This window comes from Rhabdochromatium marinum (assembly GCF_016583795.1).
Lineage (GTDB): Bacteria > Pseudomonadota > Gammaproteobacteria > Chromatiales > Chromatiaceae > Rhabdochromatium > Rhabdochromatium marinum.
This window is the reverse complement of the sequence record NZ_NRRS01000019.1, coordinates 30,748-52,846: the sequence shown is the minus strand read 5'-3', so window position 1 is coordinate 52,846 and position 22,099 is coordinate 30,748. Positions and strand designations below refer to the sequence as shown.

The 22,099-nt window shown below is 61.9% G+C and carries 17 protein-coding genes; 11 read left to right on the top strand and 6 right to left on the bottom strand.

The window, feature by feature from the left end; all coding sequences use genetic code 11:
* The first annotated feature begins 241 nt into the window (after positions 1–241).
* The 3 genes from CKO36_RS08095 to CKO36_RS08085 all read left to right on the top strand — a co-directional run bounded on the left by CKO36_RS08095 (position 242) and on the right by CKO36_RS08085 (position 2,210).
* The gene (locus CKO36_RS08095) at positions 242–964 is read left to right on the top strand and encodes a DUF4880 domain-containing protein (RefSeq protein WP_200283128.1); all 723 of its coding nucleotides are present in this window, start codon (positions 242–244) and stop codon (positions 962–964) included.
* Positions 961–1,512, top strand: a complete 552-nt coding sequence (locus tag CKO36_RS08090; RefSeq protein WP_200283126.1) for a flavodoxin — start codon at positions 961–963, stop codon at positions 1,510–1,512. The genes CKO36_RS08095 and CKO36_RS08090 overlap by 4 nt, the downstream gene beginning before the upstream one ends.
* A 359-nt stretch (positions 1,513–1,871) precedes the next feature.
* Positions 1,872–2,210: a cation:proton antiporter domain-containing protein gene (locus CKO36_RS08085; protein WP_200283156.1), complete on the top strand. Its 339-nt coding sequence runs from the start codon at positions 1,872–1,874 to the stop codon at positions 2,208–2,210.
* A 60-nt stretch (positions 2,211–2,270) separates the two neighbouring features.
* Here CKO36_RS08085 and CKO36_RS08080 read toward each other — a convergent pair whose 3' ends face one another.
* The 3 genes from CKO36_RS08080 to CKO36_RS08070 form a co-directional block, all read right to left on the bottom strand.
* A complete protein-coding gene (locus tag CKO36_RS08080; protein ID WP_200283124.1) occupies positions 2,271–5,099 on the bottom strand; it encodes an nSTAND1 domain-containing NTPase in 2,829 nt (942 codons plus the stop codon).
* Entirely contained in the window at positions 5,096–6,421 is a 1,326-nt protein-coding gene (locus CKO36_RS08075) for a toll/interleukin-1 receptor domain-containing protein (protein ID WP_200283122.1), read from the bottom strand. Before CKO36_RS08075 ends, CKO36_RS08080 begins: the two co-directional genes overlap by 4 nt.
* Before the next feature lie 848 nt (positions 6,422–7,269).
* Positions 7,270–7,437 (bottom strand): hypothetical protein, encoded by a 168-nt coding sequence (locus CKO36_RS08070; protein WP_200283121.1) that lies wholly within the window; start codon positions 7,435–7,437, stop codon positions 7,270–7,272.
* Positions 7,438–7,836: 399 nt separating this feature from the next.
* Between CKO36_RS08070 and CKO36_RS08065 the strand changes: the two genes are divergently transcribed.
* The 5 genes from CKO36_RS08065 to trxC all read left to right on the top strand — a co-directional run bounded on the left by CKO36_RS08065 (position 7,837) and on the right by trxC (position 12,155).
* A complete protein-coding gene (locus tag CKO36_RS08065) occupies positions 7,837–8,304 on the top strand; it encodes a MarR family transcriptional regulator (RefSeq protein ID WP_200283119.1) in 468 nt (155 codons plus the stop codon).
* A gap of 5 nt (positions 8,305–8,309) precedes the next feature.
* The gene (locus CKO36_RS08060; protein WP_200283117.1) at positions 8,310–10,343 is read left to right on the top strand and encodes an FUSC family protein; all 2,034 of its coding nucleotides are present in this window, start codon (positions 8,310–8,312) and stop codon (positions 10,341–10,343) included.
* Positions 10,340–10,549 carry a DUF1656 domain-containing protein gene (locus CKO36_RS08055; RefSeq protein ID WP_200283115.1) on the top strand — a complete coding sequence of 70 codons (210 nt, stop codon included), beginning with the start codon at positions 10,340–10,342 and terminating at the stop codon, positions 10,547–10,549. Before CKO36_RS08060 ends, CKO36_RS08055 begins: the two co-directional genes overlap by 4 nt.
* Positions 10,546–11,463 (top strand): efflux RND transporter periplasmic adaptor subunit, encoded by a 918-nt coding sequence (locus tag CKO36_RS08050; protein WP_200283153.1) that lies wholly within the window; start codon positions 10,546–10,548, stop codon positions 11,461–11,463. The genes CKO36_RS08055 and CKO36_RS08050 overlap by 4 nt, the downstream gene beginning before the upstream one ends.
* Positions 11,464–11,720: 257 nt before the next feature.
* Complete coding sequence (trxC, locus tag CKO36_RS08045; protein WP_200283113.1) at positions 11,721–12,155, top strand: thioredoxin TrxC; 435 nt, start codon at positions 11,721–11,723, stop codon at positions 12,153–12,155.
* A gap of 11 nt (positions 12,156–12,166) precedes the next feature.
* On the opposite strand, the gene CKO36_RS08040 is transcribed toward trxC, so the two are convergent.
* Positions 12,167–14,134 (bottom strand): amylosucrase, encoded by a 1,968-nt coding sequence (locus CKO36_RS08040; protein WP_200283111.1) that lies wholly within the window; start codon positions 14,132–14,134, stop codon positions 12,167–12,169.
* 188 nt (positions 14,135–14,322) lie between these two features.
* Between CKO36_RS08040 and CKO36_RS08035 the strand changes: the two genes are divergently transcribed.
* The gene (locus tag CKO36_RS08035) at positions 14,323–16,467 is read left to right on the top strand and encodes a hypothetical protein (protein WP_200283108.1); all 2,145 of its coding nucleotides are present in this window, start codon (positions 14,323–14,325) and stop codon (positions 16,465–16,467) included.
* Here the strand turns inward: CKO36_RS08035 and CKO36_RS08030 are convergent.
* Positions 16,459–18,219: a methyl-accepting chemotaxis protein gene (locus tag CKO36_RS08030; RefSeq protein ID WP_200283106.1), complete on the bottom strand. Its 1,761-nt coding sequence runs from the start codon at positions 18,217–18,219 to the stop codon at positions 16,459–16,461. The genes CKO36_RS08035 and CKO36_RS08030 overlap by 9 nt on opposite strands.
* A 71-nt stretch (positions 18,220–18,290) precedes the next feature.
* Here CKO36_RS08030 and CKO36_RS08025 point away from each other — a divergent pair, with 71 nt between their 5' ends.
* A complete protein-coding gene (locus CKO36_RS08025; protein ID WP_200283103.1) occupies positions 18,291–18,902 on the top strand; it encodes a response regulator transcription factor in 612 nt (203 codons plus the stop codon).
* A 63-nt stretch (positions 18,903–18,965) separates the two neighbouring features.
* On the opposite strand, the gene ygfZ is transcribed toward CKO36_RS08025, so the two are convergent.
* A complete protein-coding gene (gene ygfZ, locus CKO36_RS08020; RefSeq protein WP_200283101.1) occupies positions 18,966–20,042 on the bottom strand; it encodes a CAF17-like 4Fe-4S cluster assembly/insertion protein YgfZ in 1,077 nt (358 codons plus the stop codon).
* 711 nt (positions 20,043–20,753) lie between these two features.
* On the opposite strand from ygfZ, the gene CKO36_RS08015 reads away from it, so the two are divergent.
* Positions 20,754–22,091: a transposase gene (locus CKO36_RS08015; protein WP_242469464.1), complete on the top strand. Its 1,338-nt coding sequence runs from the start codon at positions 20,754–20,756 to the stop codon at positions 22,089–22,091.
* Positions 22,092–22,099: the final 8 nt, after the last annotated feature.

The following is a 22,099-nucleotide window of genomic DNA, read 5'->3' as shown; positions in this document are numbered from 1 at the left end:
TGAGTGTAGCAGCATGCCGCCATCCCTTCACTTTGTCGTCACCGAGAGGCCCTACTGGGCGCAATACTGCGCCTGGGTCAGGCCACTCGGGTGTGTCTCGATGCGACTTGCCGCCCGGCTCGGCCTGCAGCGGCGCCTCCTGTCGTTCGGCAGCTAAAATACTAATAAGAAGTAATCTCATTTGCGTTTGAGGCATGAGGTCTTTAACATATCCCTACATTCGCATCCAGATGAGGCCGTCATGCCGCAGCCAATTGCCTCGTTCTTTGCCGCACAGCGCCCCGTGCTTCTCGACGCCGCGCGTCACTTCGCCCCGATGGATCAAGCTGAAGTCTGGGTCGATGAGTGCCGGGCCAGTGTGCCGACAGCGATGGTGCATCCGCTCCACAACTTCGCCTTCTATCGACTGATGGACTTGGCTGGTGCCGACCTGGGTCGGGACCAGGGCGATGCGATGTCGCTGCAACATTTTAGGGTGTTGCGCCAAACCCTGGAGTACTTGCCTCCGCTCAGTCAACAGGTTTGGGCGTGGATGCGGCTGGACGGTTTGGGCTACGCAGAGATCGGCAAGAGGCTTCATCTCGACGAGGCCGCCGTCGCCAATCGCGTCAAGCACCTCCTGTTTTGTGCCAGCGACGATCTGCGCTTGGCGGCCGACGGGCACGGCGAGTCCCATGGCCTGCTGCGGCTATTCGCCCATTCGATGAAGGGCCGCCGCCACATCGTCCATCAGGCGGCGCTGAACTGGTTTGCGCGGCTGGCCGCCGACGAGATCGGCCCCGTCGATTCAAGCGCGTTTCACCAGTGGGTCTCGCAGTCCCCGCAGCACGTGCTGGCTTACGCCCGGCTCGGTGCGCTCTGGGCCGACTCGAGTCTCGACGTACTTCTGCGACGGGTGGCTCGACAGTTTCCTATACCGGTGCGAGAGCACCTCCAACAACGCACTTTGAGAGATTTCCAATGAGCAAGATTGGTATTTTTTACGGCAGCGCCTCCGGCGTCACTCAATCAATGGCGGTGAAAATCGGCAAACGTCTTGGCGAAGACATCTGCGACCTCTACAACATGGAGGAAGACTTCGATGACGTCGACGACATGCTGAAATATGACTTTTTGCTCTTCGGCTGCTCAACCTGGGGGGCCGGAGAGGTGCAATCCGACTGGCTCGATCCGCTGTTCGAGATGTCCGTCGACAAGCCCGACTTCTCCGGCAAGACCATCGCCCTGTTCGGTGCCGGAGACTGCGTGGATCATGGTGAGCATTTCGTCAGCGCGCTGGGGACCCTGTACGACGACTTCACCAAATACGGCGCCACCCTGGTGGGCGCGATTCCCACCGACGGCTACACCTACAAGAACTCCTTCGCCGAGCGCGACGGCAAATTGGTGGGTTTGGCCTTCGATGACGTCAACGAGAGCGACGAGACCCAGGGACGTCTCGACACCTGGATCGAGGCCATCCGCGCACACTTCCCTTTCGCCGAGAGCGAGCCCCAGGCCGAGGCCGCGTAGCACGCCGTATAGAACCCTCGACAGGCGTCGGGCAGATGCTCACCCACATGGGTGAGCGGCCCCGCCCTCTCCTGATCACACCCGCCTGCGGAGAGACCGCCAACCGGCGGTCGCGCCAGGCCGATGTCCATGTCCGGCGGACGACCAAGAGCCCTGATGACGCGCAAGCGATCCACCGCCCTCAGCCTCGCGGCCGCCCTGACCCGGCTTGGAGGATGCGCCCGAGCCGGGCGGTAGGGTTTCGACTCCACCGGCTCATATAGCTTTTCAGCGTCTTGACGAAATAGTGGTGCAGCTTGATCTCCACAGCGATGCGCTCGTAGAGCGCTGGCCAGCTCGGTTGTGTCGAAGAGGCGCAGCTGGCTGTCTGGAACCTGATCGGCTCCGCCGTCGTCGGTCAGGCCATCGGCCAGTTCAGCTGGACCCTGCTGCTCTATGCCGTGCTCAGCCTGACCGTTCTGCGCATGCTGCCCGTCTATCTGTCTCTGACGGGCACCGGACTCAAGCCGAGCGCCAAGCTGTTCGTCGGATGGTTCGGTCCACGCGGACTGGCGAGCATCGTGTTCGCCATCATCGTGCTCGGCAGCGACCTGCCGAACGCCCAGTTCCTCGCGATGGTGGTCGTCTGCACGGTGATCCTGAGTGTCGTCGCACATGAAATGACGGCGAATCCGCCGGTCAATCGATTCGGGCGTTAGGACGATTCGAATCGAAGCCTGCTGATCAGGCGAATGACCGCAGCCACTCAAGCGCGCCGTTCAGTCGCCACCCGATGAGGGCAGGGGCGTATCTTGCTTGGGGGCGGCCGCTGCGGCCCGATCGACACGCGCGCGGATGGTCTCCAGCTCCATTCGGTCCGACGGGCTGATGTGCAGCTCGGCCTCATCAAGGGTGTCGAAGATCGCCAACATGGCGCCCCAATGCCGGGCGAGGGCCTGTTGGTCGCCGCGAGCATCGGCGATCGTACCCAGCTTGTAATGGGACACGGCGAGGTCGCGCTGCCATCGGGCGTTGCTCAGGTCGGCGCCGGCCAGGCGCTCGCGGATGTCCTGGCTCTGCTGGTAGGCGGCGAGCGCGCCGTCGAGATCGCCCTGGTCGGCCTTGACGTTGCCGATCTTCTCCAGGCTGACCGAGAGGTCGCGCTGCCATCCGGCGTTGCTCGGGTAGGCGGCGAGCGCGCCGTCGAGATCGCCCTGGGCGGCCTTGACGTCGCCGACCTTCTCCAGGCTGACCGAGAGATCGCGCTGCCATCCGGCGTTGCTCGGGTCGGCGGCGGCCAGGCGCTTGCGGATGTCCTGGCTCTGCTTGTAGGCGGCGAGGACCCCAGCGAGATCCCCTTGGGCGAACTTAATGTCGCCGACCTTATTAAGGCTCACCGAGAGTTCGCGCTGCCAGCCGGCGTTGTTGGGGTCAGAGGCTCCCAAGCGCCTGACGATGGCCAGACTCTGCTCGTAGCGCTTAAGCGCCCCCTCGAGATCCCCCTGGGCGGCCTCAATGTCGCCCACCTTGCCGAGGCTCTCGGCGAGGTCGCGCTGCCAGCCGGCGTTGCTGGGGTCGGCGACGGCGAGGCGCTCGCGGATGGCCTGGCTCTGCTCGTAGGCGATCCGGGCGCCCGCGAGATCGCCCTGGGCGGAGTTGACGTCGCCGACCCGTTCTAGGCTCACCGCGAGATCGCGCTGCCATTCGGGATTATCGGGCTCCAACTTCAGAAGGTGTTCCGACCGCGCCTGAGCCTCCAGGAAGTCCTGCTCTGCATCCAACAGGCTTCCACGGATCACCGCCTGGTCCCCCTGCTCGATCAGAAAATTTACGTTGTCGTGCAGGGCCGCGGGCCAGTCCGAGGCGCGCTCAAGGATCTGGGCGTAGAGGTTGCGGGCCGCCTGGGCGTTGCCCTCGACTCGATAGAGTTCGGCGCTGATCAGTAGGGGGTTCAAGCGTGTGCGAATGAGGGTCTCGGCATCCTCGGCGATACCGTCGACGTTGCCCATGGTGCCCGGAATCTGGTGCTCCATGTAGGCCAGGGCCTCGCTGGTGCCTCGCTCTTGCAGGATTCGGATCAGCTCCTTGTAAATGCCGGTGGCCTCGTCGGTATACGCACTATCGGAGAAGTCGGTCAGCAGGTTATCAATGCGTGCGAGCTGGAAGTCGCGCTGGGCCTTGGCGGTCTGTTGCAAGAGCTCACGCATCGCCCTGTCGTTGACCGCCGAGGCGGCCATGAATTCGCGCTCGTAGTTCGTTTCTACGGACTGCTGGAGCTTACTGCGGGTTTGCTCGACATTAATGAGGGTTGTCGTTTTGTAAGTAACCCAGACCGTGCCTCCAGCCGCCACGATAATGCTCGGGAGAAGCAAGGCGATGGCCCAACGGAGGTAAGGTCTGCGCCTGTGTTTGAGTACAGCCTCGGCAAGGGTATCGTGGCTGAGTTCGTAGAAAACGCTTTCTAGACGAGGCTCCGAACGGAGTAGGCGCGCGTCCACGAGGCGCAGCAAGGCATCTGGTCCGAGCCGGAACCGCCGCTGGATCTCACTTTGCTCCATGAGCAACCGGCGACCCTCCCCGCTGAGCAGACCCCACTCGCACAGCTTGCGGGCGTGCTGGCGGTTGCTCCTGCGCGGCAGGGCGGTTATCGCATTACGGTAGAAGTTGCCCAGGACGGCCTCCATGTCTTCGCGCCCACCGAGATTCGTGCGATCGATGGTGATCTCGCCGGTGCCCTTCGCGTGGTGAGCGCCCTGCTGCTCCAGGTGTCGGCATAGGACCTGGAGCTGGAAGGGCTCGATGATGCCGCTGCGCCCCTCCAGGAATTCCAGCAGCTCCATCAAGGCTCCATCACTGAAGCGCAGGGGCGGGCTGGCCAGGTCCTCCCCACGGGCGAGCCCTGGCTCTACGATGGCGGCGCGGGCGGCGTCCCGGTCGAGGGCGGTGAGGCGAAAGCGCCTCTCCAGCACGTCAGGCAACTCGCCAGCGAGCTCCTCGAGACCCCCTAAATGGTCTTCCCTAAGGCTCAAGACCACCTTGACCGCCGGTGGACCCTCACCGAAGGGTAGCCGCTCCCCGGCCCGGATGCGGGCGCGCACCGGCTCTGGAACCCGGCCCCCCAGCAGGTCGCCCAAGGCTCCGGCCCAGCGACGGCGGCCCGCAGTCTCTTGCAGGGTGAAGAATTCCTCGAACTGGTCCAGCACCAGCACAGAGGTCTGGAGTGCGTCGCCGCGCCACAGCACCGCAGTCTTGAACAACGTCCAGAGCTCCGGCGCATCGTCCGGCTCATAGTCGATCCCCTCCGCCAGGCAGGCCTGTTGGAGCGCCTCGCGCACTGCGGCGAGCGGGGTAACCGCCGGGCGGTTAAGGCGAATGGGAACCGGCAGCAGATCCCGCTCCCGCAGGCGCGGAAAGACCCCCGCCTGGAGCAGGGAGGTTTTGCCGAGCCCGGACTTTCCGTACACCACCAGGAGGGGCTCGGCGGTGATGCGGTGAAAGAGCTCCTCCGCCTCCTGCGGCCGGCCGAAGAATAGCCGCTGGTCGACGGGATCATCCGCGAAGGGGCGGGCCCCCGGGTAGCGGTCGCGCCGGGTATTGGCATCTGTCATGGTGCGGATCCCTTGCGCCCGGCCCGACGCTGCCAGTCTTCACGGATGGCGGCCACCAGGTCATCAAGACCTCGGGGTGTGGTGAGATCGACGAAATGGAGTTGGGATAAGCCGTCGATCTGCGCATCGGGCTCCATGCGGACCGGGATCAGGAATCGGAGTTTAGGCGCGAAGGTACTTTGGCGAGCCAGGGACTCCTCGATCTCCCGGTAGACGTAGCTCTCCACCCGGGCGAGGAGTTGGGGCGTCTGCAGCACCAGGACATAGTCTACTTGCCGTTTGATCACATCCGGAATCAGCTGCTCCCAGCGGTCGCCGCCGCGGAGATTCTGGCGGTCCAGCCAAATGCGCAAGCCCTCGGCCTGTAGCCGCTCCGCCAGCCTCTCGACTGCGGCATGGTCCTCAGTGGTGTAGGAAAGGAAGAGCACCGGGGCATCTGCGGCCGGCTCCAAACGGGGCGGGACCGGTTCTTCGGCCAGCGGCTGGTAGCGCTCCCGCAGCTTCGCGGCGAAGCCGCCGCAGGCCGCTTGGCGGAAGCAAATGCGGTGCGCTCGGTCGAAGAAAACCACCGTTTGGGGGAGATCTGGCTGCGTGTAGAAGGCTCCATCTTCCAGGGCAAGGTTGGGGTTATTGGGCGGCTCATAGGAGCGCAGCACGTGCAGCAGGATGCGCAGGTGCCAGCGACGGAAGCCGAAGCAGACGAAAAGCAGGCTGGTGTCCGGATCCCGGAAGCGGGAGATCAGGGCGGCGGGCAGGGGCGGGGCACCCTTGATCACGTTGACCAGATAGTCGAGCAGGTCGCGCTCGGTCAGGACCAGGGACTGGGGCTCAGCCAGGCTGCCGTAGAGGTCGTAGATCCATGGGTACTCGGGGGTCGGGTCCGGTAGGACGAACCCCTGGGCGCGCTTGAAGTCGTAATGTGCTGTTCGAGGAGCACGCCCCACTGCTCGCAGGGCGTTGGCGAGGGCGGGGTCTGGGGCGGTGTTGATGTAGACCGGAATGGGCAGGGCGGCGAGGTCCTCGTGCAGGGGGGTGATGCGTTTCGAAAACCTGCCGCAGAAATCCTCCACTTCCATCTCCAACTCAATCCGCCCGCGTGCCGCCTCGAAGGTCTGGGCCACTGAGGGAAGGTCGTCCCGATCGGGGGGCGCGGCTCCCTTCGGGAGCTTCGCGGCCAGGGTCTCCGCTAGGTGTTGAGCCAAGGGGAGGCCGTTCGGATCATCGGCGTCGGTCGCCGCATCCGGCCCGAGCAGGACCATGCATGTGCCGCGCTGGATGGTGTGAACGAGGCGGCGCCAATCGCGGTCGTCGAGGGCTTCCATGGTTCTTAGTTAATTTTAATTAAAGAGTTAAACATTTTACCCGAAAAATTCTTATTTAAGGCTTGCATCATATTGAAAATATAAACTATTAGATGCGAGCGTGCTGATCGTCGGTGAAACCTTTGCAGGAACGGCCATCATGAACGAATTTCCAGGTTACGACCCTGCGCATGAACAGGCTGATGCGTTGCTTCAGTCGCTCGCTACCGGAAAATCATTGGCGCCGTTACGCGGCGGTCGGAGCCCAGATGATCGGTTATGGCGGCGTCGCTTATGTTGCTCGGGTCTTGGAGATGGGGCTGGCGGGCCACCATTAACGGCGCGTTGCGCGAGCTTGAGGGATTTGACGCGTCAAAGACGATCTCATCGCCTTGTCCGCGCAGCTTGGCCTGCGCTTGCGCATTGCCCACTCTCCGCCCTACACCCAGGGCTATCGCATCAAACTTCTCTAATATTCAAGCAAGCTAATAAAGAGCCCATTTTCGAGCATTTTTTCATCATGAAGTGCATTTTATAACACTCAACGGACGAGTTTGGCTCGCTGATTTAAAGGCGAGCAGCCCTGAGAGGGTTTCGAAGATCGCCAGCATGGTGCCCCAATGCCGGGCGAGGGCCTGTTGGTCGCCGCGAGCATCGGCGACCTCCTTCTCGCGTCGATAGGTTGCCTCGACCGAGCCCCGAAGCTGGGCACTGAACTGATGGCTGGTGATGGAGCCGTCGTCGAGCTTGGATTCGCAGTAGGCGACGAGGGTGAGGATGCTGGAGGCGATGGCGAGGAAGGAGACCAGCCTGCCCCAACCCGAGCGCAGCCAGGTGCGCCAGGCCGGCCTGGGGGCCGGTGACTCGGCCTAGGGTTCGATGGATGTGGCGTCGGCGGGCGAGGGCGGAGGCTCGACGAGAGCCTCGGACTCGGGCGGCGGTGGCTGGATGTCATCACCGCCGATGGGAATCGAGGGTTCTTCGGGCGTCGGTGTCGGTTCGGGTTCTTCAGGCTGTGCTACACACGGATCGGTCATTTTTGACTCCTCGGTTGCGGGCCTACCCAGATACGGCCGATGTGCGACACGAGCCCAGCGACCGACTTGCGCGGCCTGAGCCCAGGGCTTGGGGGCATTCTACTGCCGATGGCGTTTCTCAGCCCACCCGGAAGCGCCGCCAGCGAAGGTGCGAATAGACGAGCAGGAGGATCCAAGGCCCGGCATTGATGAAGAGGGCGATCTGGACGGCGAGGGCGGCTCCCAGTGCTGGTCGAGGCGGCTGGGGTGAATCTCGGGATTCGGGCCGACTGGCGCGATCTGCAAGCGAGCGGGCGTGTCGATCGCTGGATTTTTGAGAACCGTCGTCTCGAACCATTGACATATCGATAGGATGCTAACTATTATTTAGCAGGCTATTTTTTTTTGGATCGAATATTCGTGAGCGAAGACAGACTGGATTTGGAACGGTTGTTGACCTCGAGGGTCGTGCGCCTGGCGCGCGTCTATCGGAGAGAGGTCAATCGCGTCCTGGCAGGCTACGGGATCTCGGATGCCCAGGCGGTCCCGGTGCTGTACATCGCCCGCTTCGGTGGTGGGATGCGCCAGAATGTGCTCGCCGAGGAGATCGGAATTGAGGGCCCCTCGCTGGTGCGTCTGCTCGATCAGCTCTGCGGTCATGGGCTGGTGGAGCGCCGCGACGACGAATGCGATCGGCGGGCCAAGACCTTGCACCTGACGGCGGCGGGCGCCTCGCTGGCCGATGAGGTCGAGATGGCGCTGGAACACGTGCGTCGGTCCCTGTTGGCCCCGGTTGCGGACCTGGATCTGGCGACGGCCGTTCGCGTGCTCGGTGTCCTGGAAGATGGGTTGGCGGCGCGTGCCGATAGCGCCAGGGGCGAGCGGTAGTCCAGATGCCAAGCTTTTTCACCGGGGCGAACGCCCTCTTCTCGATCAAGAGCTTCGTGGCGGCGATGCTGGCGCTCTATCTGGCCATGCGAATCGGCCTGGAGCGTCCCTACTGGTCGATCATGACCGTCTACATCGTCAGCCAGCCGCTGGCTGCGGCGGTGCGCTCGAAGGCCATCTATCGGTTCCTGGGGACCTTCCTCGGAGCGGTCGGGGCCGTTCTCATGATCCCGAAGCTGGTGCATGCGCCCGTGCTCCTGTCGTTGGCCATGTCGCTGTGGGTCGGTGCCTGCCTGGCGATCTCAATGCTCGACCGCTCGCCACGCAGCTATGTGTTCATGCTTGCCGGTTACACCGTCGCAATGATCGGGTTTCCAGCGGTCAACCATCCCGGAGGCATCTTCGATATCGCAGCGGCGCGTGTTCAGGAGATCCTCTTGGGCATCAGCTGCGCGACCCTGGTGCATAGCCTGTGGTTTCCGCGTCCAGTCGGTGAGGCGCTGCGGGCACGGCTGGGTGCCTGGCTCGAGGGCGCCGACCAATGGGCGCTCGATGTGCTGCGCGGCGAGGAGCGGCCGCTGCTGGATCAGGATCGGGTGCGGCTGGCCAGCGCCGCCAGCGAGATTCAGGCGATGTCGGCGCATCTGCCGTTCGATACCTCCCACTTGCGCGAGACGACGGCGGTGGTGCACTTACTGCGCGACCGGTTGCTGGTCCTGATCCCGGTGCTCTCGAGCCTCACCGATCGGCTTGAGGCGTTGCGCGGGATCGCGCCCGAACTGGACCCTGAGATGCGCCGGCTGCTCACCGAGGTGGCGGACTGGATCAGTGACGGCGCTCCGATGGGGGGCGCTCGGGTGCTGGTCGACCGGCTTGAACGGGCACGCGCTGACATGGCGATGGGCGACTGGTACGCCTTCAATCGGCTGAGTGTACTGTTGCGGCTGGGCGATCTGGTCGAGGCGCTGAGCGAGGGCCATGTGCTCCTGGCCTATGTCCGTGCGCCCGAGGGGCCGCTGCCCCGGTCGCTGGCCGCACAGGTCGCGCATGCGGCGGCTCGCCCGCTTCACAGTGACCATGGACTCGCGATCAGGTCCGGCCTCTCGGCCTGGATCTCGGTCATGGTCTGCTGTCTGGTCTGGATCGGCGCGGGCTGGCACGAGGGCGAATCGGCCGCCATCACTGCGGCGATCACCTGCAGCCTGTTCGCTGCGCTCGACGACCCGGTGCCCGCGATCCGCAAGTTCGGCGACTTCCTGGTGGTCTCGCTGGCGCTGGGCGCCCTCTATCTGTTCGTGCTGATGCCCGCCATCAGCAGCTTTGCGATGCTGGTCATGGTGCTGGCACCGATGCTGCTCGTGGTCGGCGCCATGATGCCGGATCCCCGGTATGCATTCGCGGGCCTCTCGATCATCGTCAACCTTGTGAACGTGCTCGTGATTCAAGACCATTTCCAGAGCGATTTCGCCCAATTCCTCAATCTCAATCTGTCGGTGTTCTTCGGCGTCTTCGTGGCGGTGTTCGTTACGAGCAGCCTGCGCTCCATGAGTGTCGAGGTCAGTGCCCGGCGCCTGATTCGGCAGACCTGGCACCAGCTGGCACGTCTGGCGCGGGGTCAGCAACGCGACGCCCCGGTCGATGTCGCCTCCAAAATGGTCGATCGGCTGGGTCTGCTCGCGCCCAAGCTCGCCGCCGCCAAGCGCCACGATCTGGCGGGTGTTGACATTCTCACCGACCTGCGTGTCGGTATGGATCTGGTGGCGCTGCGCGAACTGAGGGGGCGCCTCCCAGCAGCGACGGCCGCCGATCTCGACCGCCTGCTGAGCGGGGTCGGCGAGCACTATGGGGCCCTCTCACTGGGTGAGCCCGTCGCCGATACGGGCATGCTGCGCCAGCTCGATCGGCTGCTGGAGCGGCTGACGGATTCGGTGAGCGGCCCCGGTGGGGCGCGCGGCATCTGCGCCCTGGTGGGAATGCGGCGCAACCTGTTTCCCGAGGCACCGGGCTTCGAACCGGTCCGGGACGGGGGTGCGGCTTGAGCGGCGAGATCGATATCTTCGGCGTCTTCCTGCGATCCGAGCTGGTCACGAGTGCGATTGCGCTGGTGATCACCTTCGCCCTCAACCGGCTCCTGGTCCGGCTGGGGGTCTATCGCCATTTCTGGCACCAGGCCTTGGCGGAGGTCGCGTTGTTCGTGATCGTCTGGGCCTTGGTCGTCGAGCTCTACTCCCGGTGGTCCCTATGACTCAAGTAAAACGATCCCTGTTCTCGAAACCATCCCTGCTGAAGGCCCGGCGCGTCGCCTTGACCCTTTCGCTGCTGGCACTCGCGGTGCTCGCCGGTGAGCGGCTGTGGGTTCACTATCAGGTGGAACCCTGGACGCCGGACGGTCGTGTCCGCGCCGACATCGTGAAGATCGCGCCGGACGTCTCCGGGCTGGTGACGGAGGTCTTCGTCTCGAACGACCAGCGGGTGCGCCAGGGACAGCCGTTGTTTCAGATCGACCGTGACCGCTATGTCCTGGCCCTGCGCCAGGCGGAGGCGGAGGTGATGTCGCGTCGAGCGGCGCTGGAGCAGGCCACGCGTGATGCGACCCGGGCTCAGGCGCTCGGCGAGATGGTTTCCACGGAGGATCGCGAGGACAGCCATTCCAAACAGACACAGTCGGAGGCCGCGTTCAAGCGGGCCGAGGTGGCCAGGGATCTGGCTGCACTCGACCTCGAACGCACCACCGTCAAGGCGCCGACCGACGGCACGCTGTCCGATCTCAGCCTGCGCGTTGGCAACTACGTCAACGCCGGGACACCGGTGCTCGCCTTGATCGATGCCAGCTCCTATCGGGTCGAGGGCTATTTCGAGGAGACCAAATTGCAGCGCATCTCGGTCGGCCAGCCGGCGCAGGTGCGATTGATGGGCGAGAGCCGCGTCCTCAAGGGCCATGTCGCGAGCATCGCCATGGGCATCGAGGACCGCGACCGTGCCGCTGGTGATAATCTGCTTCCCAGCGTCAATCCGACCTTCAGCTGGGTGCGGCTCGCCCAGCGGGTGCCGGTGCGCATCAGTCTGGACGATGTCAAGGGCGACTCGGAGGGCTTGGTCGTCGGGCGCACGGCGACGGTCATCGTGCTGCCCAAGGCGGGGGAGGGGGCGCGGCTGTAGCTTGTTGAATCCTACCTTGGTCTGCCGGATTATTGCGATGGCGAGATCCTGTGCTATCGCGAGTCGCGTGATCGCTGTATGCGCGCACAAACTGAACCGCGTCTTGTTACCGTGGTTTTGCCAACGGGAGAACAGCGGATAGGCCCCGTTCGCTATATTGTAGAATGACCACGTATTTACGAGTAGGCGGCCCGTCAGGCGTTGAGCGGCAGCGATCTGCCGGTCGCCAAGTGCTCTAACCATACCGAGGTTAAACCATGTCTGATTCCCTGAATCTGGTCTGTCCGCATTGCGATGCGATCAACCGTGTGCCAGCAAACCGTCCGCTGTTGGAGGCGAAATGCGGGAAATGTCACGAGAAATTGTTTGTGGGGCGACCGCTGGAGTTGACCGAGCAAACCTTTGATCGCCATGCTTCGCGCAGCGGTGTGCCGCTGGTGGTGGATTTTTGGGCGCCCTGGTGCGGTCCGTGCAAGATGATGACGCCGGTGATTGCGCAGGCCGCCAAGCGGCTTGAACCCCGGGTGCGCCTGGCGAAGGTGAATACCGAAAAGGATCAGCGTCTGGCGGCGCGCTTTGGCATTCGCAGCATTCCGACGCTGGCGGTGTTCAAGCGCGGCCAGGAGGTCGCGCGCAGTGCTGGGGCCATGGATCAGGCCAGCCTGGAGCGCTGGATACAGAGCGCGCTCTAATTTGGTGGCTCTCAGGCGTGTCGGGCCAGCACCAGGAGCTGGTAGGGCTCCAGCATCAGTTCCTGGGTGGCGATCAGGGTGCGCCCGGAGTAGAGATCGACCATGGTTTTGCGCATGCCCATCTGCCGCAGGCGTCGGGCTTCCAGGGGTTGATCGCGCTCGGAGAAGTTGGCCAGCACGAAGACCACGGAATGCTCGTTGCTGCGGGTGAAGCCAAACACATGCGGATTACCAGTGTCGAGGATTTCGGTATCCGGACGCGCGAAGGCCTGATTTTGGCTGCGCAGCTGCAACAGGCGCAGCAGCCCCTGGTACACCCGACCTGGAACGGTTTCGAGATCACGGCGCTGCTCGGCGCGTTCCCAGTCGAAGGTGCTGCGGTGCAGCCAGCGCGAGTCGCCGACCTTTTCCGAATCCTGATCATAGTGGTGATCGTTGAGCGTGGCGATTTCATCGCCCAGATAGATCAGCGGAATGCCACCCATGGTGATGATGATGCCGTGGATCAGCAAAATGCGCCGGACCGCCAGGTCCAGTTCCCGTTCATCGCCAATGGCCTGGGCGTGCTCAATGCCGGCCAGTGAAGCGCAGGTGCCGGAGACGCGGGCGTCACCCGTGACCGGGTCTTCCTGAAAGGGCGCACCGCGCGCAAAGCTACCGGTAAAGCGCCCGGTGTAGAAATCGGTCAGGAAGCGCCGGTGCGGGCCGGGATCGAAATTGCAGGCGGCGACATCGTCATCGGCAAAGGCCCAGCCGATGTCGTCATGGCAGCGGACATAGTTCACCCAGGCGCAGCCCGGTGGAATGCTGAAGCGGTGCTCCATCGCGCGGCGCAGCACCCGGGTGTCACGGGTGGCCAACGCCTCCCATAGCAGTGCCATGAGCTGCGGGTTATAGGACAGCGGGCACTCATCCTTGCTCACATAGCTGCGCACCTCATCGGGATGCACAATGGCTTCGGACTTGAACACCATGGCCGGGGCGGCGATGCTCACCAGCGCATTGAAGGCCTGAATGATCCAGTGCGCCTCAGGCAGATTCTGGCAGTTGGTGCCCAGACGCTTCCAGATGAAGGCCACCGCATCCAGGCGCAGAATCTCCACCCCGCGATTGGCGAGGAACAGCATTTCCTCCAGCATGCGGTTGAAGACTTCCGGGTTCTCGTAGTTGAGATCCCATTGATAGGTGTGGAAGGTGGTCCAGACCCATTTCTTGATGCGGGTGCGGTAGGTGAAGGCGCCGGGGTGATCCTCGCCAAACACCTCCGGCATGTGCTGCTCATAGAGATCCGGCAGAGTACGATCCGGGAAGATACGGTAATAGGCCTGATAGCGCGGGTCGCCGTTCAGGGCTTTCAGCGCCCAGTCGTGATCGTCGCTGGTGTGGTTGAAGACAAAGTCCAGTGTCAGGGAGATGCCATGATGGCGCAGCTCGGTGGCCAGCTCGGCGAGGCCGTCCATGGTGCCCAGGGTCGGATTGACCTCGCGGTAGCTACTCACGGCATAGCCGCCGTCGTTGTCGCCCTCCGGCTCCTTGAACAGCGGCATCAGGTGCAGGTAGCTGATGCCCAGCTCGCTGAAGTAAGGGATACGCTCACGTAGCGCATCGAGATTGCCGGCAAACAGATCCACATAGCACATGGCGCCCACCATGCGATTGGACTGATACCAGTGTGGATCGGCGCGGCGCATGGCATCGAGTGCCTTCAGCTCAGCCGGGCGCTCCATCCACATCTCGGTGGCTGAGGACAGGATGCTTTCGAGGTGGAAGAAAAAATCATAATAGCCACCGTAGAGCCGGAACAGATGCCGAAACAGGCGCGGAAAGTGACGTTCGAGTCGCTCCAGGTACCCTTGCCATTCGGCCTCATCAACAGAGGATTGAAACCGCTGCTCCAGGCGCGGTCGCAAGCGCCGTAGTGAGTGTTCGGCCTGCTCGGCAAGCCATTGTTCATCGGTGGATTGAGTATTGCGTTCCATAACGTGAAATAACGGTGCGCGCCCTCTGATGCTGACCTAAGTCTCTTGTGCCAAGGTGACATGATATACAAATCATCCCGGCGCTTGCTTGCGGGTTTGCGTCCGGGTGCTCAGGCTTCATGTTGGCGCGAACCTTCTGCTACCATCATTTTTCTAAATATTTGCCGACGCTTCGCCCAATACGCCGCATGAATCCTCCACGACCGCAACCTTACACTCGCTCCGCTGTCACCATGCGTCTGATCGATCATCTGCGGCTTAAGCCCTATCAAGACTCTCTGTTGACTCCGGCGGCCGCTGCCTGGATCGGCTCGGCGCGGGTCATGATTTTCCTGATGGCCTGCATTGAGGGCTTCGTTTGGGGGGCGGTGGGTCTGTCGATGGTGCCGGCGGCCACGGCCTGGCTGGGACCACCGGTGGCGGTCTTTTTGTTTGTGCTGATGTTTGCGATGATCTGGATCATCGACGCCTCGCTGATTATGTCCGAAAAGCCCAGCCTGACTACTCAGGCGGGCAGCAGCAAGCTGGCGGGGGTCACACCGCTGCTGCGCTGGCTGATCGGTCTGCTGGTGCGGGTGGCCATTGTCGCGATCTCGCTTTATGTCACGGCCCCCTTCGTCGAGAAGCTGATTCGCGCCGATGATATTGCCGCCTGGCATCAGGCGCAGGTTGAGCGTTATTTTGATCAGCGCGCGCACGATCTCACGCAACAGGTCGAGGCGCGCGCCGCGCAGCAGGGAGCGACCTTTGAGGCGCGCATTCAGGACTTGGAACAACCGCTGCAGATCACGCGCGAAGCCATTGAGGCCGAGCGCGAACGCCGTGCGCAGTTGCGGGCAGAGTATCAGCCCGAAATCGATGTGCTGACGCAGGATTTGGCCCAGGCGCGGCAGCGAGTGGGGGATGAGGTATTGGGACGCGACGGGCGCCGCGAAGGCTTCGGCCCCGAGGCGCAGAAGTGGAGCGCCCGCGCCGATCGACTGGCCGAAACTCTGGCCGACAAGCGCGCCGAGCTGAGCGAGCGGCTGGCGCCCATTGATGCCAGTATCCAGTCACTGCACGAACGCCTCGATACGCTCAATGATGCAGTGGCGGAGCTGCGCGCTGAGCAGCAAGCGCTGCTGGCCGATATCGCCGCTGAGGTTGAGGCCGAGCAGCCTCCGGCCGAGCCGCCCAAGCTCACCTTCGCCGCTCGTTCCAATGCGCTGACCGCCCTGCGTGAGAGTCCCGCCGAGCACGGGGTGCCGCATTTTGAGACCGTTGAGGGCTTTGCGCAGGCCGCGCTGGGGATTTTGTTCTTTGCTCTGCTGGCGCTCAAGCTGTTTGAGCCGCCGGCGGTGCAGGCCTATTACAGCGAGAGCATTCAGGATCAATATCCCAAGTATCTCAATGGCGGGTTGGCCGATATCCCCGGCTTTCAACATCATGACGACCCGACGCGGCGCCTCAGTCCCGGGGCGTTCGTGCGGCGTTGGCAGCAGTGGCAGCAGGATCCCGAAGCCTTTGTGACCAACCAGCACACCGAGATTGAAGCCCAGCGCCGTTTAGAGCGCATGGAGGCCGATCAGGCACATGAGCGCGAGTTGCTCAGCCGCCGCCGCGAAGGCATTGAGGATCAGCTGGCGCTTGAACAGCGCAAGCGCGAGTCAGAGCTCGCCGCGCGCGAGCGTGAACTGGTCATGCGTCTGGAACAGATGCAGGTGCGCATCGGCGATGAAACCGAGCTCCAGCGCGAGCGCGACAAACTGCAACTCGCCCAGGCCGCTGAGCAACACATCCATGCCAAAATCACCGCCCGGCGCGAGCAGCGCGAACAGCAGCTGCAAGCCTTGCAAAGCGAGCTGGAAAGCTATCGCGCCGAGCTGAGCGTGCAGCATGAACATCAGCTTAGTCTGGCCCGCCAGTTGGCTGAAACCGAGGCGGCGATCAGCGCCAGCCAGAAGTCGATGGCCACTCTGGAGGCTGAGGTGAAAGTCAAGCAGCCCCGGCTGCACCAGTTACGCGACGAGCTGGCGATCCTGGAAGATCAGCGCCCCGTCAGTGGGGGCTTTGGGCCTTTTGAACGTCACAGGCGCCAGATCAAGCAGTTGCGGCGGGCCATTCAAAGCGCCGAGCGGTCGCTGGCCCCAATGCAGAAGGCGCTCGCCGATCAGCGCGGCCAGCTCGGTGTGCTGGAACTGGGCGCGGAGCAATTGCAACACGCTCTTGAAGACAGTCGTGCAACGGAAATGACCTTGCGCCACCGCTGCGAAAGTCAGCGCGCCGCACTCGACTCCCTGCTGCTCGCGCCACCGGAGTTCAGTGACACGGACACAGACATAGCTTCAGCCTGAGGCCACTGGTAACTCAAATTGTCGCATGTCCTTAAGCATGCTGTGCACTGAGCTCATCAGCGACTCGGCCGCATGGGTCAGCTTGTGTGCATCTTCGGTCGAGTGGTGAATTGAGCCTTTGATGTTATTGATGTTGTTATTGATTTGCTCGGCAGCGTTTTCCTGTTGAGCGGCAGCATTGGCCATGTCACTAATGCGTCGGCCCAATGTATCCACCGAGGCGGAGATGGCTGTAAAGGTTTGGCGGGTGCGATCCGCTTGCTCGGCTGAGTCCCGCACCTGGTTCAGTCCTTCATTCATGGCTTGACTGGCGGCCTGGGCGCTTTGTTGCAGTTTGTTGATCATCTCCCGGATTTCATGGGTTGAACTTTGGGTGCGACTGGCGAGGGTGCGCACTTCGTCGGCTACCACGGCAAAGCCGCGCCCTTGTTCACCGGCGCGTGCCGCCTCAATCGCCGCATTTAGAGCGAGCAAATTGGTCTGCTCAGCGATGCCATTGATAACATCGACGACCTGGTAAATCGACTGACTGTCGGTTTCGAGCGTTTTCATGGCGTCGGCGATCTGTTCGATCTCACCCGAGAGGCGCTGGATCGATTGGGTGTTGGCCACTACGGTATCGGCCCCTTCCTGGGCTTGTCGGTCGGCTTCCAGCGTAAGTTCGGTGACTTCCTGAACGGTTTGTACAACATGACGCAGGGTTTCAACCATCTGCGCCATGGCGTCGGCGATCATGGCAGCGTCCTGTTCCTGCTGACCGACTCTGTGGGTGGATTCGTCGCTGTTGGCATGCAGCTGAGTGACGGCAGCACTGATGGTTTCGGCGGTAAAGCGTGCCGAGGCAATGGCCTTGACCAGGCTCTGGCGCATGGTTTCGGCGCAGGCGATGACGCTGCCGGGGGCGGCACTGGCCAGGCTTTGGCTGATGTCGCCAGCGGCGATACGCTGCAAAGTCTGTGCGACCGTGATCGGCTCGCCGCCGATGGTGTTGCGCAGTTGCCGATAGGCGAGCCACAGGCCAACCAGAAAGATCGCCAGTATGGCGACAATCAGACTGATGAGGATTGTCAGCCATTGCTCGGCCTGCTGTTGAGCGACGGCCATATTGTCCCGGGTGCGCTCATCTAGCAGCACGAAAAAGTCATCGACGGGTGTCATGATTTTGGCTTTTTCGCGATGATAATCGAGGTTATGCATCAACTCGCGCGCGCGGGCCGAATCCGGTTCGCCGCGCACGCTAAAATTGCCCTGCGCGTCTTCATAGAGCCCCTTGACGGCATTCATGGCCACGGTCTCGGTATGCACCAGGCCGTTGGAGTTGTTTTCAGCCTCCTTGAGCTTGGCGAATTCAGCCTTGGTAAACCCCGCCTGCTCCATGAGATTACGCAAGGCAATGCGCCGGTCATTGGGGCGCGGCTGCGGTTGGTCGGCGGCGAGAAAGTCCCAGTAGATACGCTGATAGTCCTGGGGACGTGGTGTCTTGCCATTGCGGATGTCGAGCACCCTGAAATACTGTTGCTCCCATTTGTCATCGCCTGTCACCACATAGGTGCGTGCCAGGCGGGTGAGGTCGTCGGAGCTTTGTCGCAGTTCATCGGCCAGCAGGTAGGAGCGATAGCGATTGTTGCTGGCTTCGGTAACGCGCTGGTTGACCTGCATTTGCCGAATGGTGGCCAGCGCAAGCAGCGACATTAAAACAACGGCGGTCAGGCTTAGCAGAACAAACAGACGTTTCAGGGTGATGGTGGACATGCGATGGCCCCGGAATGTTAATAAAAGAGCTCTTTTTGGATGAGCAGTTTACATCGGAATGGGAGTAATTGATGAGCGAAGAGCATCAGGTTTATGTTGTGGATGATGATCAGGCCATGCGCGAGTCCTTACAGTGGTTGATCGAGTCTGTTGGCATACAGGTGCGCACCTTCGACTCGGCCAGCGCCTTTTTGCACGCCTATCAGCCCGATTGGCGCGGTTGTCTGTTGCTGGATGTGCGCATGCCGGGCATGAGCGGGCTGGAGTTGCAGACCTATTTGGCCCGGCGTGCCAACAGTCTACCGGTGATTCTGATCACCGGCCATGGGGATGTGGCCATGGCAGTGCGGGCCATGAAAGCCGGTGCCATGGACTTTATCGAGAAGCCTTTTAATGATGATGCCTTGCTGAGCAGTATCCGCAAAGCACTCGACTACGATGGTCGGGCACGCCGCCTGCGGGAGAAGCAGGAAGAGATTAAAACCCGCATGGAGGAACTGACCCCGCGCGAGCGCGAGGTCATGGTGATGGTCACCGACGGTCAGTCCAACCGCGAAATTGCCGCCGCGCTTCAGGTAAGCGCCAAGACGGTTGAGGTTCACCGCGCGCGGGTGATGGATAAGATGCACGCGGCTTCGTTGGCCGAGCTGGTGCGCATGGTGATCATGGTTGGCACCAGTTGAGTGCAAACGAGTTGAGCGCGAATGGCGTGACCGACGGCGTCTGCCAGAATCTGCCAGAGCAGGTCAGGAGGCGGTTGCCGCCTGGGGAGCCTCCGACGACCAGCCATAAGGCGGGGCATGCAAATGAATCGGGGTGCCGGTCGCAGCCAGGGTCAGGTCATCACGCTCGACAGCCGCGATTTCAGCAACTGCCAGCAGTTCGCACATACCCTGGGCGTTGCGTTGCGCATCGACGACGGTGCCGGCCCCCTGTTCAGAGCGGCTGCCGGCGGAATGGAGCGCGCTGCCGGGGGCGGGGGCTTCATCGCCAGGCACTTCGCCGAGATACATGCGCCGCTTGAGTTTGCCCAGGTACTGCATGCGCGCCACCACTTCCTGGCCGGTGTAGCAGCCCTTGTGGAAGCTGACCCCGTCGATCAGGTGCATATTGGCCATCTGGGGGACAAACAGCTCGCGGGTGGCTGGGCTCAGGGTGGGCAGGCCGGCGCGAATGTCGTGCAGGGCCCAGAGGTCACTGCCGGCCTGAGCCGCGCCGCTGGCCTGGCCGGACTGCCAGAGAGTCTGAGCCATTTCCGGTGTGCCAACCAAGAGCCAGCGCGGCACGGAACCAGGGATACGAATCAACAGGTTGTCGGGGATGTCGGACTGGCGCACCATGTTGTTGTCGTTCTCCGGCAGGGCGCCGAAACTGGCCTGCAGCGGCGCGCTGAGGCACTCGCCCAGCAGGCCGATGCACACCAAAGCGTCGCTGCGCTCGGTCAAAGTCACCTGGGAGCGCAGCACAAACATCTTCAGTCGTGGCAGCAAGGTGGCGATGTGCTCGCGCGGCAGAAGGATGCGATAGCCCTCCCCCTGGCGTAGCACACGGAAATTGGCCAGCATGCGCCCCTTGGCGTTGCAATGGCTGCTGAGCTGGCTGTGCTCAGCGGAGAGTTCGCGCAGATCGTTGCTGAACTGACCTTGCAGAAAATCCGTGGCATCGCGGCCATTGATGTCAATCACGCCGAGCGAACCCAGGGCGCAGAGCGCGCAGTCGGCTTCGAGCGGTTGGTTGGGAAACTGGACCTCAGCGGTGGTGGCGACGCTGGTATCGAGGCTAGCGCCCTGGGATTCGAGGAAGTTCTGCCAGTGAGTATTCATGTCATTCTTTCCTGCCTGTTGGTATCTGTTTTGGCCCGTCGCGCACGGGTGATGTGGTATGGTGAGCGGATCGCACCGGGATCGGCTGGGGTGTCCGTTATTGTTCGGGAGTAAATAATAGTCGAAAAATATATATTCATAAGCTATCCTCCTTCTTTATGGAGAAAATATATTCTCCAAAAGAATTTGGCCAACTGATTGGCCGCGCTGTGATCAACTAGACACATAAACAATATCTTCAGTGCATTGGACAAAAAGCCGCAGCCAAACGGATTGTCACTGATTGCCGTGTGTCCTATGCCCGTCAGAAAACAATTTAGCCGCGCAGCGAGCCGCTGTTGAGCAATTCTGCATGGCATCTGGTCATGCTGTTGGCGAGACACATCGAAGATGTTGGATCAGGTCTGAATAACAAGCGCAAGCGTTTTTTGCAACTCATGGAAAGCGTTGAACGCGGTGAAATTTCGGAAATCGTCATTGCACACCGAAACCGACTCGTGTGTTTTGGTTTCGACTGGTTCAAGAAAGTGTTGTCAGGATCACGGTTGCGCCATCACGGTCATGAACGCGCAAAGCCTCTCGCCGGAAAAAGAAATGACCCAAGACCTCCTCTCGATCATTCATTTCTTTATCCATTCGTTTATATGGCCTGCGCAAGTACAAAAAAAGACTGCGCGAACAAATCGAAGAACAAGCCCCGGAAGCCACAGCATGAAAGCTACCCGAATCCTCACCGCCAAAAAACCCAATCCGGGCAAGATCGACGCCTTGCGCGAGCAAGCCCGGCGACTGGGTCAAGTGCGCTCTGAGGTCTGGCAGCGATTTGGTTCCATCCAAGGCCTTGGTCTGTCGGATCGACAGATTCGCGATCAATGGTTGAAGGACAAGCGCGTTTTTCCCGTCTCGGCCAATGCTTGGAAAGAGACGTTGCGCGATGCCAAGAGCCACATCAGCGCTAGCATGGAAGCGGCCAAAGTCAAAGCGCGGCGACGGGTCTGGCGACACACTCAGGACAAGGCCGAGCAAAAACGCCTGTTCACTTTGCTCAAACGCAACGAATGGACCAGCGAAACCTATTTGTGCCGCATCATGCGCCAAGACTGGAAACGTGGCCACAATCACACCCACAACCAGATCATCGTGCGCTCGGACAACTACACAACCTTTCAACTCGGCGGACGCGCCTGGATCAAAATTCCCGGCTTAGTGAAAGGTCAGCGCATCGCTATTCCGCTCAATACCACCGTTGAGCCGACCGGTACCCTGCGCCTCATCATCAAAGACGACGACCGGATCGAAGTCCACTACACCATTGAGGTCGAGGTCAACCAAGACTGTGGTGAGCGCACCCTGGGTGTCGATAAAGGCTACTCCGAGGTGCTGGTCGATTCCGATGGTGAACATCACGGCCGGGAACTTGGAAAAGTGCTGACCGAGCAATCGGATCGGCTCAAAGCCAAATACCAGCGCCGCGCCAAATTGCGGGCGCTGGCCAACAACACCCGCAACCCGCGCAAGCGCGAGCACATCTGCAAGTTCAACCTGGGCCGTAAGAAACTCGACCGACAGATGGACAAGACCCATGCGCGGATTCGTAATATCGTCTTCCAATCGGTTCATCAGGTCGTCGACAAAGCCGCCGTCATCGCGGCAGAAGATTTAACCGCCCCGATGGCGGGCAAGTCCTTCGGCAAGAACGTCAATCGCCGGCTCGCGGCCTGGACGAAAGGTGTTATTGCCGAAGCACTTAACAGTGTTTCAAGCCGTCGAGGTTCGACGGTTGCTCTGGTCAATCCTGCTTACACATCGCAAATGGATTCCCGCAACGGATGCCTGCTGGGTAAACGCCAAGGGGATCGATTTTACTGTTCCGACGGGGTTGTGTTGCAGGCCGATCAGAACGCTGCGCGAAACGTGCTGGCGCGGTTGTCCGACCCGAACATTGAGCGGTTCACCCCGTTCAAGCGGGTCAAGACGATCTTGCTGGAACGGACTAAACGCCTCCGGCTGAGTACTGCCCAGCCAGGACTCCAGTTGCAGGTCACTTGACCTATCAA